Source organism: Achromobacter marplatensis, from assembly GCF_049060505.1.
Lineage (GTDB): Bacteria > Pseudomonadota > Gammaproteobacteria > Burkholderiales > Burkholderiaceae_B > Achromobacter > Achromobacter marplatensis_A.
Genome location: NZ_JBMGRB010000003.1, coordinates 208,281 through 223,005 on the forward strand (window position 1 = coordinate 208,281; position 14,725 = coordinate 223,005).

Genomic DNA, 14,725 nt, shown 5'->3' on the forward strand with positions numbered 1-14,725 from the left:
GCCCCCAAAGGCGTTGATTTAGGGCCTGACGACCCCGAAAGGCGGACTAGTCGATCGATTTCACGGTCTGTACCGTTTGCGCGCTCGGGAACAGGTTGCTGATAAAGCGGTTCCACCGCACCAGCGATGCCGTATCCACGAACACGACGTCTTTGGGTTCCAACTCGAACTTCGCTCCTACGGCCAGAGCTTGCGGCGACTTGGCGTTCAGGTGGAACACCTGCGGCGTCGCTTGCTCGGTACTGCGGACCACAAACACTTGCGACGCGTCAGCCGTGAGCTGGTTCGGACCTCCCGCCATGCCCAGCGCCTCGGTCAACGACATGCGTCCGTCGCGCATCACTACCGTGGTGGGCAGGAACACTTCACCCATCACGAACACCTTGCTGTCGTCGCGCGGCGTCACACGCACGATGTCGCCCGACTTCAGCATGACCTGATTCAAGTCCTGGCCTCGTTCGATCAGCGCAGGCAGGTTCACGCGGGTACGGCGGCCTTCACGAATCACATAGACAGCGCTGCGGTCGGCGGTAGGCAGCAAGCCTCCCGCGCGGTTGACCGCTTCAAGCAGGGTCATTGGAATGTCGTTGATCGCCACCGTGCCCGGCAACTTGACCTCGCCCTCGACGTAGACGCGCTTGCTGCGATAGCCAAGCACGCGTACCGTGATCTGGGGATCCTGGATGTACTTGCCGGAACTATTGACTATGAGATTGCGCGCCTGAAGTTCCGTCAACCCCGCCACTTTCAGCAATCCCGTATAGGGAAATTGGATATATCCCGTGGATGACACCGTATAGCCCGGAATGCCCGAGGCGGTATCCCCCATGACTAGTTCGGTCACCCCTGTCCCGATGGCGTAGGTTTGCGTCGGAAGGACGAGCTCGGGGTGATCCCACACCACGATGGAGAGGATGTCTCCGGGACCGATACGGTAGGGCTCGACGCTGCCGACCAGACGGTTCACGCCGTCGTTGTCGATCAATGCCTGGCGTGCGCGCAGGTCGTCCACGACCAGCGACGGCGTGATCTCCTTGATGGGCGCTACAGAGTTCGGATCCAGGGGATCTACGAGGTGGCCGGCATTGAAGGTCATACCGGGTGACAGGGCGCAAGCGCCTAGCGAAGACACGAGCGCGATAGCGGCGATGGCTCGGCTCAACGTTCCGAAAAATGTCGTCATGGCAAATCCACTGTGAATGACTTCGTTGCTTGGAATGGAGCCCGATGCGTAACGGGTTGCGACATTCCACTCTCTTTTCGAAGCCCCGCACATTCGACGGATGCCCTAAGCCTTCTCCTACATCGTTTGGAGGTTTCGGGTACGCCTTGCACTCAATAAGATTTCGTCGGTAGCCCCATGTTTTGCGGCACTGCATCGTTTTTTTCGGCCGCAAGAAGAAGACTCCCCACGAACAGGAGTGCGCGATGGACCCGTCCAACACGGACACGTCGGCAAGATTCAGCGGGGCAAGCTATCTGTACCGCTTGCTCGACGCCGCGATCGTCATCACCTGCGGCCTGACTGCCACCGGCTTGAAATTCTCGGACGATGCTCTGGCGGAGCCCCCGCAGATCCATCTGTTCCTGATCTATTTGTGCGGCCTGGGCGTCATCGCCCTCTTCCCGGCGTTCCGCCTGTATGTGTCTTGGCGGGGCCGCCTGCTGACGGATCTGGTGGTGCGCAGCCTGATGGCCTGGGCCACCGTGTTCGCCCTGGGCATTCTTGTCAGTTTTCTCATGCACCAGACCGCCGCGATATCGCGCATATGGGCGGCTACCTGGTTCGGCATGACCGCGCTGACGCTGGCGGGAGTACGCATCGCCGTATATGCGGCGCTTGGGGCGGCGCGCGACCGCGGCCTGAACAAGAAAAATGTCTTGCTGGTGGGATTCGGCGCACTGGGCCATGACCTGTGGCGCCGCGTCGAACGGTATCGGGGCGCGGGCTACAACGTGGCGGGCATCTACGCCGAGCCGCATGAGAGCCTGCCGCCGCAAGTGCGCCGCCTGCATGACCTGGATAACCTGCACGCCTTCGTCCACGAGTACAACGTGCGGGAAATCTGGATCGTCCTTCCGATGGAGGCGGGCCAGGAATTGCGTGAAGTGCTCTACCACCTGCGCAACGACTTGGTGGATATCCGCTGGATCCCCGACGTGATGTCGATCCAGCTGCTGGGCCACCGCATCGGCGAATTCCTGGGGCTGCCCGCCATCCAGCTCAACAGCCTGCCGGCCGCCGGCGTGCGCGGCTGGGCCAAAGAGGTCTTCGACCGCGGATTCGCCTTGTGCGCGCTGATCGGGCTGTCGCCGTTGATGATCAGCATCGCCCTGATGGTGAAGCTGACGTCCCGTGGCCCCGTTTTCTTCACCCAGCCACGGCTGGGCGTGGATGGCAAAGTGTTCCACGTCTACAAGTTCCGCACCATGACCGTGCACCAAGAGCATGGCACGGTGACGCAGGCGACGCGCAACGATTCCCGCATCACTCGTATTGGCGGGTTTCTGCGGCGTACCAGCCTGGATGAGCTGCCCCAGTTCCTGAACGTGCTGATGGGCGACATGTCCGTCGTCGGGCCTCGTCCGCACGCGCTGGAGCACAACGAAATGTACAAGGACCTGGTGCAGCGCTACATGATGCGCCATCGGGTCAAGCCGGGCATCACGGGCTGGGCCCAGGTCAATGGGTTCCGCGGCCAGACGGACACCCTGCGCAAGATGAGCGACCGCGTCGAGCACGACATCTATTACATCCAGCACTGGACGTTCCGGATGGACCTGCTGATCATCGCCCGCACGGCCGTGTCGGGATGGACGGGCCGCAATGTCTACTAAGCCTTTGGGATGGCCCGGGCACGGCGCCCGGGCGGAGGCGGCCCCGGACGGCATGCTGGCGCAGGCCGACTTCCGCCAGGCGGTCGAGATGCTGCCGCTGGTGTCCATCGATCTGCTGCTGCGTGACGCCAACGGCCGTTACCTGACGGGCCTGCGGACCAATCCGCCCGCCCAGGGCGCCTGGTTCGTGCCCGGCGGCCGCATCCGCAAGAACGAATCGCTGCGCAGTGCGCTGCGCCGCATCGCCCGCGACGAACTTGGCTTGCCCATCGCAGCCGAGGTCTGGACCCCGCGCGGCGTGTACGAACACTTCTATGGCACCAATTTCGCGGGTGAAGCCGGGCGCTCCACCCATTACGTCGTCCTCGCCTATGAGGCCGAACTGTCGTTGAACGCCGCAAGCCTTCCCCAGGCCCAGCACCAGCGTTACCGCTGGCTGCCTGCGGAAGAGATCGCCGCCGACCCCGGCGTGCATCCGTACACCCAGGCCTACTTCAAGGAGTGAGCGCCATGACGAATCCCCCTCCCCCCTACCGGGCTGTCATTCTTTGCGGCGGGTCCGGCTCGCGCCTGTGGCCGTTGTCGCGCGAACTGCTGCCGAAGCAGTTCATCCGTTTGACCGATGCCCGCAGCCTGTTGCAGAACACGCTGCTGCGCTTGGGGTCGGCGGGCGCCCAGGTCAAGCCGATGCTGGTCTGCAACGACGCCCACCAGTACATTGCCGCCGAACAGGCGCTAGAGCTGGGCATCAAGGACGCCGAGGTGATCCTGGAGCCCTTCGCGCGCAATACCGCGCCGGCGATCGCCGCGGCTACGCTGCGCGCCATGCGTGACGGCGAAGACCCGATCATGTTGATCATGCCGTCCGACCACGTCCTGGAAGACGGCGAGGTGCTCAGCGCCGCCTTCGCCGCCGCCTACGAGGCCGCGCGCCAAGGCGCGCTGGTGACGTTCGGAATCACCCCCACCGCGCCGCTTAGCGGCTACGGCTATATCCAGGCGGAAGAGCCCGGCGTGATGGCGCCGGCGCGGCGCGTGCGCCGTTTCGTGGAAAAACCGTCGCCAGAAGTCGCGCAACGCTTCATCGAAGACGGCGGCTACTACTGGAACAGCGGCATGTTCGCCTTCCAGGCTTCGGTTTTCCTGGCTGAAATGGCGCGCCTGGCGCCGAAGATGCTGGAACAGGTGCAGGCCGCCGTCGCCACCGGCCACGGGGAAAGCACGCTGTTCCACCTGGACGGACCGTCATTCGAGGCTTGCCCCAGCGATTCCATGGACTACGCCATCATGGAACGGACGGACAGCGCCGTCGTCATCCCGCTGGCCGCGTCGTGGAGCGACGTCGGGGCCTGGGACGCCGTCTGGGGCATCGCCCAGAAGACGGTGGAGGGCAACTCCACCACCGGCGACGTCATGGTGGAGGATTCGCGCAACTGCCTGATCCACTCCACCAGCCGGCTGGTCGCTTCGGTGGGCCTGGACGACATCGTGGTGATCGAAACGGCCGACGCCGTGCTGGTGGCCCATAAATCCCGGTCGCAGGACGTCAAGCGCCTGGTCGAGATCTTCAAGACGCAGCACCGGTCCGAACTGAACCACCACCGCGAGGTGCAGCGCCCATGGGGGTCATACGACTCGGTGGGCCACGGGCCGCGCTACCAGGTCAAGCGCATCACGGTGAAACCGGGTGCGCGCCTGTCGTCCCAGATGCACCACCATCGGGCCGAACACTGGATCGTGGTGTCCGGCACCGCTCGTATCTACAACGGCGACAAGCAGTACCTGCTGACCGAGAACCAGTCGACCTACATCCCGCTGGGCGAAACCCATAGTCTGGAAAACCCCGGAAAGATCCCGCTGGAGATTATCGAGGTGCAGTCGGGCGCGTATCTCGGCGAAGACGACATTGTGCGCTTCCAGGACATGTATGGAAGAGTCTGAAACGGTGTCGGCCGCTTCGTTCTGGCGGGCCGGGGTGGCGCGGGCTTGCTTGCCTCTGGCGGCCGTGTTCTTCGCGGTGCTGGTGACCGTGGGCAATTTGCCTGGCCTGGCGGCCGACATGTCCGACGCTTTCGGCGACAAGCGCCTGCATCTTGTGGCCTACGCCTTCCTGGCCGCGTTGATTTACCTGTCGGTCAACCGGCGCCCGGCCCTGGTGGCCATGCTGGCCATCACGGCGTTAGGTGCGCTGGATGAATCAATCCAGTCCCTTTTTCCCTATCGACAGGCTGAACTCTTAGACCTTTTGGCCGATATCTTGGCGGCTGGTGCAACAGTAATCTCATTGCACATCGGTTCCGCAGCCTTCGGCTCCTTTCGTGAAGTCACTAAGTCTTAAGGATACAACCATGCCAAAACGGGCACTGATTACCGGCGTTACCGGCCAAGACGGGGCCTATCTGGCGGAGTTCCTGCTGGCCAAGGGCTATGAGGTCCACGGCATCAAGCGGCGTGCTTCGCTGTTCAATACCGCGCGCATCGACCACCTGTACCAGGACCCCCACGACCAGCCGCGCAACTTCGTGCTGCATCACGGCGACATGACCGATTCGTGCAGCCTGATCCGCATCGTGCAATCGGTGCAGCCCGACGAGATCTACAACCTGGCCGCGCAGAGCCATGTGGGCGTCTCGTTCGAAGAGCCCGAATACACCGCCAACGCAGACGGTCTGGGAACCTTGCGCCTGCTGGAAGCCATCCGCATCCTGAAGCTGGAGGAAAAGGCGCGCTTCTACCAAGCCTCTACCTCGGAACTGTACGGCCTGGTGCAGGAAACGCCGCAGAAGGAAACCACGCCCTTCTACCCGCGCAGCCCCTATGCCGCGGCAAAGCTATACGCCTATTGGATTAGCGTGAACTACCGCGAAGCGTATGGGATGTACGCCTGCAACGGCATTTTGTTCAATCACGAATCGCCCAAGCGCGGCGAGACCTTCGTCACCCGCAAGATCACCCGCGGCCTGGCGCGCATCGTGCTGGGCCTGCAGGAATGCCTGTACCTGGGCAACTTGTCGGCGCTGCGTGATTGGGGCCATGCCCGCGACTACGTCGAAATGCAGTGGTTGATGCTGCAGCAGGACACCCCCGAAGACTACGTCATCGCCACGGGCATGCAATACAGCGTGCGCGAATTCATCAATACGGCGGCGCGCGAGCTGGGCATCCTGCTGGCCTGGGAAGGCGAAGGGCTGCAAGAGACGGCCACCGTGCTGTTCTCGCCGGTCCATGACATCAAGCCCGGCCAAGTAATCGTGCGCGTGGATCCCCGGTACTTCCGCCCGACCGAAGTGGAAACCCTGCTGGGCGACCCCACCAAGGCGCGGGAAAAGCTGGGCTGGTCGCCGCGCACCACGTTTGCGCAGCTGGTCAAGGAAATGGTGGAAAGCGACCTGAAGGATGCGCGCCGAGACGCCCTGGTCGAACAGAACGGCTACGAAATCTACGCCTACAAGGAGTAGCCCGACATGACGAACCTGGACCAACGCGTGTTTGTCGCCGGTCATCGCGGCATGGTGGGCGCCGCGATCACCCGCGAACTACAGCGTCGCGGCTACCCCCACGTGCTGACCCGCAGCCGCACCGAGCTGGACCTGGAAAACCAAAACCAGGTGCATCGCTTCTTCTCGACCACGCCGGTCGATGTAGTGTACCTGGCCGCCGCCCGCGTGGGCGGCATCCTGGCCAACCAGAATCATCCGGTCGACTTCCTGTACAAGAACCTGATGATCCAGTGCAACGTGATCCGCGCCGCCTATGCGGCCGGTGTGCGCAAGCTGCTGTTCCTGGGTTCGTCGTGCATCTACCCCCGCGAGGCCCCGCAGCCGATCCGCGAAGACGCCTTGCTGACCGGCCCGTTGGAAGCCACCAACGAGCCCTACGCCATCGCCAAGATCGCGGGCCTGAAACTGTGCGAGGCATATCAACGGGAATACGGTGCGCGCTTCATTTGCGCCATGCCGACCAACCTGTACGGCCCGCACGACAACTACGACCTGCACAGCAGCCATGTGCTGCCCGCGCTGATCCGCAAGTTTCACGAAGGCCGCGAAGCGGGCCAGGAAAGCGTCACGATCTGGGGCACGGGCACGCCGCTGCGCGAGTTCCTGTACGTGGACGACCTGGCCCAGGCCTGCGTGACCCTGATGGAGCATCCCGACGCCGAAGGCATCTACAACATCGGCGCGGGCAAGGACATTTCCATTGCCGACCTGGCCGCGCTGGTAGCGCGCGTCGTGGGCTACCACGGGCGCATCGTGTACGACACCAGCAAGCCGGACGGCACGCCGCGCAAGCTGATGGATTCGTCTCGCGTGCAGGCGCTGGGCTGGCAGCCCGGCATCTCGCTCGTCGACGGCATCACGCTGGCCTACGGACATTTCCTGCGTGAACGCGTCGAACAACCCCGACAGGCGCTGCCCGTGGCCTGACGGCCGCGCCAGCATGGAACACAGGCTACCCGATGCTTGGATTCGTCAGGAAACACATCGCCGGCAACGCGTCCTTCTGGGGGCTGGTGGAGTACGGCATCGGCCCGGTCGCGGCGCTGGTGGCCCTGCCCATCCTGTTCCGTCAGTTGGGCACGGTGGGCTTCGGCCAGTACTCGATGATCATCGCGCTGGCGGGCTTTGGCAATGCCGCCAACCTGGGCGCGGCCGTGACCGCGACCAAGCTCGTGTCCGAGCGGATGCACGAACCGGGCGGCGCCTACCGCGCGGCGGGCGTCAGCATGTCGCTGATCGGCTGCGCGCTGGGCGTGGTCACGTTGGCCGCCCTGCTGCTGTGGGCGGTGGTCGGCCTGGCCTGGCCGGCCGCGACCTTCGGCGGCGTGGCGGTGACGCTGCTGGCCATGCCGGCGCTGGCCATCTATCTGACTCAGCAGTATGACCAGCTATTTTCCGGTTGCCTGAAAGGGCGCGAGGACTTCCGCGCCACGGCGCTTTGCGAAGTGTTCAGCCGTTCCGGCACGATGGCGCTGGCCTGCGCCACGGCCTGGCTGACGGCGTCACCCACCTGGACGGGCGTGGCCCAGGCTTTCGGGCTGCTGATCGCCGGCACCGTGAAGATGCGCGTGTTCGCGCGCGCCTACGGACGGGTGCTGGTGCGCCCGGTGCGCGACCGCGCCGCAATGATGGACGCATTCAAGTTTTCCCGCTGGTCCTGGCTGAACAGCCTGAGCGCACTGGCCTTCGGCTCGGTGGACCGCGTGCTGGTGGGCAGCCTGATGGGGCCGGCCGCGTTGGCGATCTATACGGTGGGCGTCCAGGTCGGACAGATCATCCATACCGCCGCGGTAGCGATCTTCCAGAAGGCCATGCCGCGCGTCAGCCGCCTGTCGGTGTCGCCGCCCTATGCCGGCGCCGCCGAACGCGAGATCCGCCGCATGATGCTGTGGAACCTGGGGCTGTCGGCCAGCGCCACGCTGGCGGTGCTGGCCGTGAGTCAGCCGCTTCTGAACCTGCTGCTGGGCGACAACGTGGCCATTGGCCATCTTGACACCTTCCGGCTACTGATCGTGGCATCGGGGCTGTTGTCCCTGAATGCGGCGGCGCACTTCTCGCTGCTCGGTCTGGGAAATTCCCGCGCGGTCGCCATCCTGAACGGTCTGGGCGGGCTGGCGATGCTGTGCGTCATGGCGGGATTGGTACACGCGGCGGGTGAGCACGCCGCGGCTTGGGGCCGCATGGCCTACGCGGCGATCACGCTGGCCGGCGTCGCTCTCGCCATCCGTCAATCCCGCCCCGACTTCCCGGGCGCATTGCCAGCGGCCACCCGTTAACCCCAACATGTTGAGGTCTTACATGCGCAAGCGTCATAACGAGTATTCACGTCAGCTCATCGACTTCGTCCGCGAACTCCGTCCGCCCGCGCCGATCGCCGGCGGCCTGCTGCCCAAGCTGACCATCGTGACCCCCTCGTTCAACCAGGCCAAATTCCTGGAACGCACCATACTTTCCGTGCTGAACCAGGGCTACCCGCGGCTGGAGTACATCATCATCGATGGCGGGTCGACCGACGGCAGCGTGGACATCATCCGCAAGTACGAGCGCTACCTGACGTACTGGGAAAGCACCCCGGACCGCGGCCAGTCCCATGCCATCAACAAGGGGTTCGAACGCGCCACCGGCGATTACGTCGGCTGGCAGAATTCCGACGACCTGTATTTTCCGGGCGCGCTGCGCAAGCTGGGCACGGCCGCGGCGCGAGGCCGCGCGCCAATCGTCAGCGGCAACCTGTTCGTGGCCGACGCCAACAACCAGATCTTCCGCAAGATCCACTACACCCCCGTCAACCGCGGCACGCTGACGGTGGTGAAGGCGTCGATTCCCAACCAGTCGGCCATTTTCCGCCGCGACCTGCTGCGCAAATACGGGCTGCTGCAGGAAAGCATGCGCTATTGCATGGACCTGGAGCTGTGGAGCCGGCTGCTGCGCGAAGGCAAGAACCTGATCGTGCCGGACGCGCTGGGCGTCTATACGGCGCATGACGAAACCAAGACGGCCCTGATGCAGGACGTGCTGCTGGAAGAGCGCGAACAGATCGTGACCCGCATCCGGCGCACCGAACCGGGACTGGGCCGGCTGTTCGAACTGTCCTGCCGCGCATCGAAGGTGGCCGCGCATGCCCGCCAGGGAGACCTATCCTACCTGTTCGAAAAGCTCACCACCAAGATCTTCAGACGCGACGACTGGGCCGCGCACTAGGACACCGACATGAGCCCGCACCGCCGCCTATCCACCCTGCACCTGCTGGGGCTGTTCGCGTTCACCGCCCTGGCCCTGAACGACGACCGCTTCATCCTGGGCGTCGGCAGCTTCAAGCTGTCGCCTTTCGACGTGCTGTTCGTCGCCATGCTGGCCGTCAAGGCGCTGCGGCTGGCCGAGCCCAGCGCCTACGCCTTGCCGCGCGGCATGCTGGGCGCGCTGCTGGGCCTGCAGGCGATGTCGGTGATCTATCTGTTGCTGGTGTCGATCCATCACCCCGGCATCGAAACCGGCGACGTGGCGCGCGACCTGCGCATCGTGTTCTATTTCCTGTGCACGCCATTCCTTTGCTACAAGGACATCGACAGCCCCGCGGCCTACGCCGTGCTGCAGAAGTACATCGTGGCGGCATGCCTGGCGGTGGCCACGCTGATGCTGCTGGAACAGTTGCAAGGGTTCAGCGTGTCCAACCCGCTGCGCAACGTGCGGCTGGGCGTGTGGGCGATCCCGTTCGGCGTGGTGTCATTGTTGACCTTCCGGCGCACGCTGAACGTGTCCGGCCCCAAAGCCTACGCGCTGACGCTGTACATGCTGCTGGCCCTGGTGTTCTCGCTGAACCGCAGCCAATACCTGCAACTGGCGGTGTCGGTGGTGATTGCGGTGCTGCTGGGCACAGGCCCCGAAATCCGCCGTCGCGCGGTGCTGATCTTTGCCCCGGCCGCCGTCGCGGGCGTGCTGGTGTTTGCCAGCATCGGCTACCTGGACGTGCTGGCAAACCGCATCTTCAGCGTTGAAAAACTGGACGAAGACTCCAGCTACGGCGCGCGCATCCAGGAAATGCAGGGGCAGATGGACTCCTTCGCCGAAAGCCCCGTATTCGGCAAGGGCGCGGGGTTTCGCAGTTGGGTGATGGGCGAAAACGGCTTCGAACTAAGCACCTTCGCGCACAATTCCTGGGCTTTTTATCTGATGAAGTTCGGCGTCGTCGGCACCATCATGATCATGTTGCCGCCCCTCTTGATATTGCTGCTGACGCTGCTCAGGCGCTACCACCACCCCGGGCTGGAAATGCACCGGCGCTACTTGTTGGCGACCGCCCCCATCTACATCTTCATCGATTCGCTGTCAGGCGGCCTGGCCTATGCGCCCAAGACTGCATTCACCGGATTCCTGCTGTGTTATTGCCTGTCGCTGATGCGCAATGCGCAGATCATGCCCGTGCCTCGGTCGGACACGCCCGCAGCGCCGTTCACCCCCAGCCACCGTCCGGACGCCGCGCGCCGGGCGCTACCGAGAGTGATTCCCCATGCCTGATGTCTTGTTTGTCGCGCCGGACTTGCACGGCGGCGTCGGAAGGTGCGTCGCCTTCATCGTGGACGCCTTGCCGGAACAGGGCGTCGATTCCGCCCTGTTCCTGCTGCGTTCGCGCAATCGCGAGTATCCGATCGGCAACCCAAAGGTCACCCGTGCGCTGCCCGTCATTGAATCGCCCACCAAGCTGCGGTTGATGCTGCCACTGGCGTTCATGCGCCTGGTGGCCCAGATCCGGCGCGACAAACCCGCCATCGTGTGCTCGCACGGCCTGTTGTGCAACATGCTCGTTGTATTGGCCAGGAAGGTCCTGGGCGGCACCTTCCGGACGGTCGCGTTCGAGCACAGCAGTCCGGCGATCCATTACGGCGCGTCGCGGATGCGGCGCCTGAAGTGCTGGCTGGTCAGCCAGACCTACCGCCGTCACGACGCCGTCGTGGGGGTGTCGCGTGGCGTGAAGGAAGACCTGGTCAGCATGTTTCCGCCGCTGCGCGGCAAGGTTCACACCATCTATAACGGCGTGCCGCTCGACAACGTGCGCAGACAAGGCGCCCAGCGTCCGGAAGGCGGCGCCACAACGCCCTATCACGTCGTGGCGGTCGGCCGGCTGGAAGCCGTGAAGGACTACGCCACCCTGATCGACGCCGCCGCGCTGCTGGACGATCCCGGCATCGCCTTCACCATTCTGGGAGAAGGCTCCGAACATGCGGCGCTGCAAAAGCGCATCGACGAGCGTCCGTCCCGCACGCCCGTGACGCTGGCCGGCCACATCGACAACCCGTTCCCCGTGATCGCCGGCGCGGGCGCCTTCGCGCTGACGTCCATCCGCGAGAGCTTCGGCAACGTGCTCGTCGAAGCGCTGTGCCTGGGTGTGCCGGTCATCTCCACCGACTGTCCCCATGGGCCGGCGGAAATACTGGACGCCGGCCGCTACGGCCTGTTGGTGCCGGTGGGCGACGCGGCAGCGCTGGCCGACGCCGTGCGCCGCCTGGCCTACGACGGCAGCATCCGCGAGCAACTGGCCGCCCAAGGCCCCGAGCGCGCCGACGCCTTTTCCCTCGAGCGGCATTGCCGCAACGTCATCGCGCTATTCCAGCCGCTGATGCAGCGCGGCACGCCCTGAACAGGACAGCATCATGCAGAAAATACCGGTTTCCGTAGTGGTCATGACGAAGAACGAGGAACGCAACATCACCAAGTGCTTGAAAGCGCTGGCGGAGTTCGACGAGGTGTTCGTGGTGGACTCCAACAGCACCGACGCCACCTGCGCGATGGCCACGGCGCTGGGTGCGCGCGTCTCGAACTTCCAGTGGAACGGCAAGTACCCGAAGAAGAAGCAATGGTGCCTGGAGCAGCTGCCGTTCTCGCACCCGGTCGTGCTGTACGTGGACGCCGATGAGGAAATGACGCCCGCGCTGGCCGCCGAGATCCGCGATGCGTTGCCGCGCTTCGCCGCGGGCGCGGGCGGGGCTTTCGTGCCGTTTGACTACGTGTTCTGCGGCAAGAAACTGGTGCATGGCCACCGCGTCTATAAACTGGCGCTGCTGGCGCGCGATCAATCCCGCTTCCTGGACTACGACGATCTGGACGTGGCCCACATGTGGGAAGTCGAAGGCCACTACCAGCCGCAAGTCCAGGGCGAGACCTTCGCGCTGCGCCAGCGCATGGTGCACAACGACCACGATTCGCTCTTCCATTATTTCGACAAGCACAACCGCTATTCGGACTGGGAGGCCAACCTGCGCACCAAGGGCTTGATGAACGATCCGCGCGAAGCCAATGTGGGCGCGCGCGCGCTGCTCAAGCGCATCTTCCAGGCCATGCCCTTCAAGGCGCCGATTTCCTTCCTGCATTCCTACGTTTTCCGTCTGGGCTTCCTGGACGGCAAGGCCGGCTACGACTACGCGGTGGCGCGTGCCATGTATTACTGGCAGATCCGCATCAAGACCGAAGAGCTTCAAAAGGCCCGGCAGGCGCGCGCCAGCGACGCGCAGGCGGATGCCGTGGCGGGGGCCGCCAAATGAGCGCGCTTCAGCAACTGGACCGCTTTGCGCTGGCGCCGGGCCAACGCGGCCGCTCCGCGTTGACGGTACAGCTGTGGTGGATGGTGCAAGGGACGGTGTTCCGATGGTCACCGCAGGTGGCCTATGGTTTTCGCCGCTGGCTGCTGCGCTGTTTCGGGGCGCAGGTGGGCCGCAAGGTGCTGATCCGGCCGACCGCCACGGTGACCTATCCGTGGAAGGTCCAGATCGGTGACTACGCATGGATCGGCGACGACGCCGTGATCTATAGCCTGGGACCCATCCATATCGGCGCGCACGCCGTGGTGTCGCAACGCAGCTACCTATGCGCCGCCGATCATGATGCGGGCCAGCCCGATTTCCCTTTGCGCGAGCGCGCCGTGCGCGTCGAGGACGGCGCGTGGGTGGCGACAGACGTGTTCGTCGGCCCCGGCGTGACGATTGGCCGCGAAGCCGTGGTCGGGGCGCGCAGCTCGGTATTCCGCAACATGCCGGCCGCGATGGTGTGCCACGGCAACCCTTGCCGGCCCGTCCGCCCCCGCCTGCCCACGCCGCCATGAAGATACTGATCTATGGAATCAACTACGCGCCGGAATTGACCGGTATCGGCAAGTACAGCGCCGAATTGGCCGAATGGCTGGCCGCGCAAGGCCACCAGGTGGACGTCGTGACCGCCCCGCCCTATTACCCTCAATGGCAGGTCCACGAGGGCTACCGCGCCGGCCGCTACCGCAAGGAAACGCAGGCCGGCGTCACCGTGCGCCGCGCGCCGCTGTGGGTGCCCGCACGCCCCGGTGGCCTCAAGCGCCTGATCCATCTGGCAAGCTTCGCCGTGTCCAGCGTGCCGTCGCTGCTGCGCGCGGCCGTCCGCCGGCCGGACCTTATCCTGGTGGTGGAGCCAGCGCTGTTCTGCGCGCCTGGCGCCTGGCTGACGGCGCGATTGTGCGGCGCGCGGGCGTGGCTGCACATCCAGGATTACGAAGTCGATGCGGCATTCGAGCTGGGCCTGCTGAAGGGCGCCCGGCTGCGGGCGCTGGTCAAGCGGGCGGAAGGTTGGCTGATGCGCCGCTTCGACCGCGTGTCGACGATATCGCACCGCATGCTGGACCTGGCGCTGGCAAAAGGCGTGGCGCCCGAGCGCGCCGTGCTGCTGCCCAACTGGATCGACGTCAACGCCATCGCGCCGCGTGCGGACGGCGGCGATTACCGCGCCGAACTGGGCATCCCCGCGGACGCCATCGTCGCGCTGTATTCGGGCAACATGGGCGGCAAGCAAGGGCTGCAGACGCTGGCCGACGTAGCGCGGCAGCTGGCCGACGACGCGCGACTATGGTTTGTGTTCTGCGGGCAGGGACCAGAGCGCGCGCCGCTGCAAGCGCGTTGCGAAGGACTGTCGCGCGTCGTGTTCCTGGACTTGCAACCGGCGGCGCGGCTGGGCGCGCTGCTCAATACCGCCGACATTCATCTGTTGCCGCAACGCGCCGGCGCGGCCGACCTGGTCATGCCATCCAAGCTGACGGGCATGCTGGCCAGCGGCCGTCCCGTCGTCTGCGGCGCCGCGCCCGGCACGGAGCTTGCCGCCGTCGTCGCGCATTGCGGCCTGCTCGCTCCGCCGGAGGACGCCGAAGCCATGGCCCAGGCCGTCCGCACCCTAAGCGACGACGCGCAGACCCGGCAAGCCCTGGGCGCGTCCGCCCGCCACTATGCGCTGACCCATCTGCACGTCGACGCAGTACTGGCCGCAGCGGAACGCGAGTTCGCGGCAGTGGTCGGCGCCAAGGCCAAACCCACCGCCCTGAAAGGCCGCACGCGCGAAAGCGACACGTAGGATGGGTGGAGCGCGAGAGTTCTTAA

The 14,725-nt window shown here is 65.0% G+C and carries 14 protein-coding genes; 13 read left to right on the top strand and 1 reads right to left on the bottom strand.

Annotation, left to right across the window (positions count from 1 at the left end):
- Positions 1-46 precede the first annotated feature (46 nt).
- Positions 47-1,183 (bottom strand): polysaccharide biosynthesis/export family protein, encoded by a 1,137-nt coding sequence (locus ACI0FO_RS09130; protein WP_416025992.1) that lies wholly within the window; start codon positions 1,181-1,183, stop codon positions 47-49.
- Between the two features lie 245 nt (positions 1,184-1,428).
- Here ACI0FO_RS09130 and ACI0FO_RS09135 point away from each other — a divergent pair, with 245 nt between their 5' ends.
- From ACI0FO_RS09135 to ACI0FO_RS09195, 13 genes are read left to right on the top strand one after another with little or no spacing between them, the layout of a single operon-like run.
- Complete coding sequence (locus tag ACI0FO_RS09135) at positions 1,429-2,838, top strand: undecaprenyl-phosphate glucose phosphotransferase (RefSeq protein WP_416025994.1); 1,410 nt, start codon at positions 1,429-1,431, stop codon at positions 2,836-2,838.
- Between the two features lie 52 nt (positions 2,839-2,890).
- The gene (locus ACI0FO_RS09140) at positions 2,891-3,343 is read left to right on the top strand and encodes a GDP-mannose mannosyl hydrolase (protein ID WP_416026597.1); all 453 of its coding nucleotides are present in this window, start codon (positions 2,891-2,893) and stop codon (positions 3,341-3,343) included.
- 5 nt (positions 3,344-3,348) lie between these two features.
- Positions 3,349-4,779: a mannose-1-phosphate guanylyltransferase/mannose-6-phosphate isomerase gene (locus ACI0FO_RS09145; protein ID WP_416025996.1), complete on the top strand. Its 1,431-nt coding sequence runs from the start codon at positions 3,349-3,351 to the stop codon at positions 4,777-4,779.
- Positions 4,766-5,176, top strand: a complete 411-nt coding sequence (locus ACI0FO_RS09150; RefSeq protein WP_416025998.1) for a VanZ family protein — start codon at positions 4,766-4,768, stop codon at positions 5,174-5,176. Before ACI0FO_RS09145 ends, ACI0FO_RS09150 begins: the two co-directional genes overlap by 14 nt.
- A 10-nt stretch (positions 5,177-5,186) precedes the next feature.
- Positions 5,187-6,296 carry a GDP-mannose 4,6-dehydratase gene (gene gmd, locus ACI0FO_RS09155; protein ID WP_416026000.1) on the top strand — a complete coding sequence of 370 codons (1,110 nt, stop codon included), beginning with the start codon at positions 5,187-5,189 and terminating at the stop codon, positions 6,294-6,296.
- Between the two features lie 6 nt (positions 6,297-6,302).
- Positions 6,303-7,265 carry a GDP-L-fucose synthase family protein gene (locus tag ACI0FO_RS09160; protein ID WP_416026002.1) on the top strand — a complete coding sequence of 321 codons (963 nt, stop codon included), beginning with the start codon at positions 6,303-6,305 and terminating at the stop codon, positions 7,263-7,265.
- 32 nt (positions 7,266-7,297) lie between these two features.
- Complete coding sequence (locus tag ACI0FO_RS09165; RefSeq protein WP_416026004.1) at positions 7,298-8,614, top strand: lipopolysaccharide biosynthesis protein; 1,317 nt, start codon at positions 7,298-7,300, stop codon at positions 8,612-8,614.
- A 22-nt stretch (positions 8,615-8,636) separates the two neighbouring features.
- Entirely contained in the window at positions 8,637-9,539 is a 903-nt protein-coding gene (locus ACI0FO_RS09170; protein WP_416026006.1) for a glycosyltransferase family 2 protein, read from the top strand.
- A gap of 9 nt (positions 9,540-9,548) precedes the next feature.
- Positions 9,549-10,853 carry an O-antigen ligase family protein gene (locus tag ACI0FO_RS09175; RefSeq protein WP_416026008.1) on the top strand — a complete coding sequence of 435 codons (1,305 nt, stop codon included), beginning with the start codon at positions 9,549-9,551 and terminating at the stop codon, positions 10,851-10,853.
- Positions 10,846-11,973, top strand: a complete 1,128-nt coding sequence (locus ACI0FO_RS09180; protein ID WP_416026010.1) for a glycosyltransferase — start codon at positions 10,846-10,848, stop codon at positions 11,971-11,973. The genes ACI0FO_RS09175 and ACI0FO_RS09180 overlap by 8 nt, the downstream gene beginning before the upstream one ends.
- Before the next feature lie 13 nt (positions 11,974-11,986).
- Entirely contained in the window at positions 11,987-12,874 is an 888-nt protein-coding gene (locus tag ACI0FO_RS09185) for a glycosyltransferase family 2 protein (RefSeq protein ID WP_416026012.1), read from the top strand.
- Positions 12,871-13,431, top strand: coding sequence for a putative colanic acid biosynthesis acetyltransferase (locus ACI0FO_RS09190; protein WP_169273705.1), 561 nt, complete (start codon positions 12,871-12,873; stop codon positions 13,429-13,431). Before ACI0FO_RS09185 ends, ACI0FO_RS09190 begins: the two co-directional genes overlap by 4 nt.
- A complete protein-coding gene (locus tag ACI0FO_RS09195; protein WP_416026014.1) occupies positions 13,428-14,699 on the top strand; it encodes a glycosyltransferase WbuB in 1,272 nt (423 codons plus the stop codon). Before ACI0FO_RS09190 ends, ACI0FO_RS09195 begins: the two co-directional genes overlap by 4 nt.
- Positions 14,700-14,725 lie beyond the last annotated feature (26 nt).

Bases quoted from the DNA above. Each gene is read 5' to 3' on its own strand.
- ACI0FO_RS09160 (WP_416026002.1), top strand. From the start codon at position 6,303: ATGACGAACCTGGACCAACGCGTGTTTGTCGCCGGTCATCGCGGCATG.
- ACI0FO_RS09145 (WP_416025996.1), top strand. From the start codon at position 3,349: ATGACGAATCCCCCTCCCCCCTACCGGGCTGTCATTCTTTGCGGCGGG.
- ACI0FO_RS09170 (WP_416026006.1), top strand. From the start codon at position 8,637: ATGCGCAAGCGTCATAACGAGTATTCACGTCAGCTCATCGACTTCGTC.
- ACI0FO_RS09185 (WP_416026012.1), top strand. From the start codon at position 11,987: ATGCAGAAAATACCGGTTTCCGTAGTGGTCATGACGAAGAACGAGGAA.
- ACI0FO_RS09190 (WP_169273705.1), top strand. From the start codon at position 12,871: ATGAGCGCGCTTCAGCAACTGGACCGCTTTGCGCTGGCGCCGGGCCAA.
- ACI0FO_RS09195 (WP_416026014.1), top strand. From the start codon at position 13,428: ATGAAGATACTGATCTATGGAATCAACTACGCGCCGGAATTGACCGGT.
- ACI0FO_RS09130 (WP_416025992.1), bottom strand. From the start codon at position 1,183: ATGACGACATTTTTCGGAACGTTGAGCCGAGCCATCGCCGCTATCGCG.
- ACI0FO_RS09175 (WP_416026008.1), top strand. From the start codon at position 9,549: ATGAGCCCGCACCGCCGCCTATCCACCCTGCACCTGCTGGGGCTGTTC.
- ACI0FO_RS09180 (WP_416026010.1), top strand. From the start codon at position 10,846: ATGCCTGATGTCTTGTTTGTCGCGCCGGACTTGCACGGCGGCGTCGGA.
- ACI0FO_RS09140 (WP_416026597.1), top strand. From the start codon at position 2,891: ATGCTGGCGCAGGCCGACTTCCGCCAGGCGGTCGAGATGCTGCCGCTG.
- ACI0FO_RS09135 (WP_416025994.1), top strand. From the start codon at position 1,429: ATGGACCCGTCCAACACGGACACGTCGGCAAGATTCAGCGGGGCAAGC.
- ACI0FO_RS09165 (WP_416026004.1), top strand. From the start codon at position 7,298: ATGCTTGGATTCGTCAGGAAACACATCGCCGGCAACGCGTCCTTCTGG.
- ACI0FO_RS09150 (WP_416025998.1), top strand. From the start codon at position 4,766: ATGGAAGAGTCTGAAACGGTGTCGGCCGCTTCGTTCTGGCGGGCCGGG.
- gmd (WP_416026000.1), top strand. From the start codon at position 5,187: ATGCCAAAACGGGCACTGATTACCGGCGTTACCGGCCAAGACGGGGCC.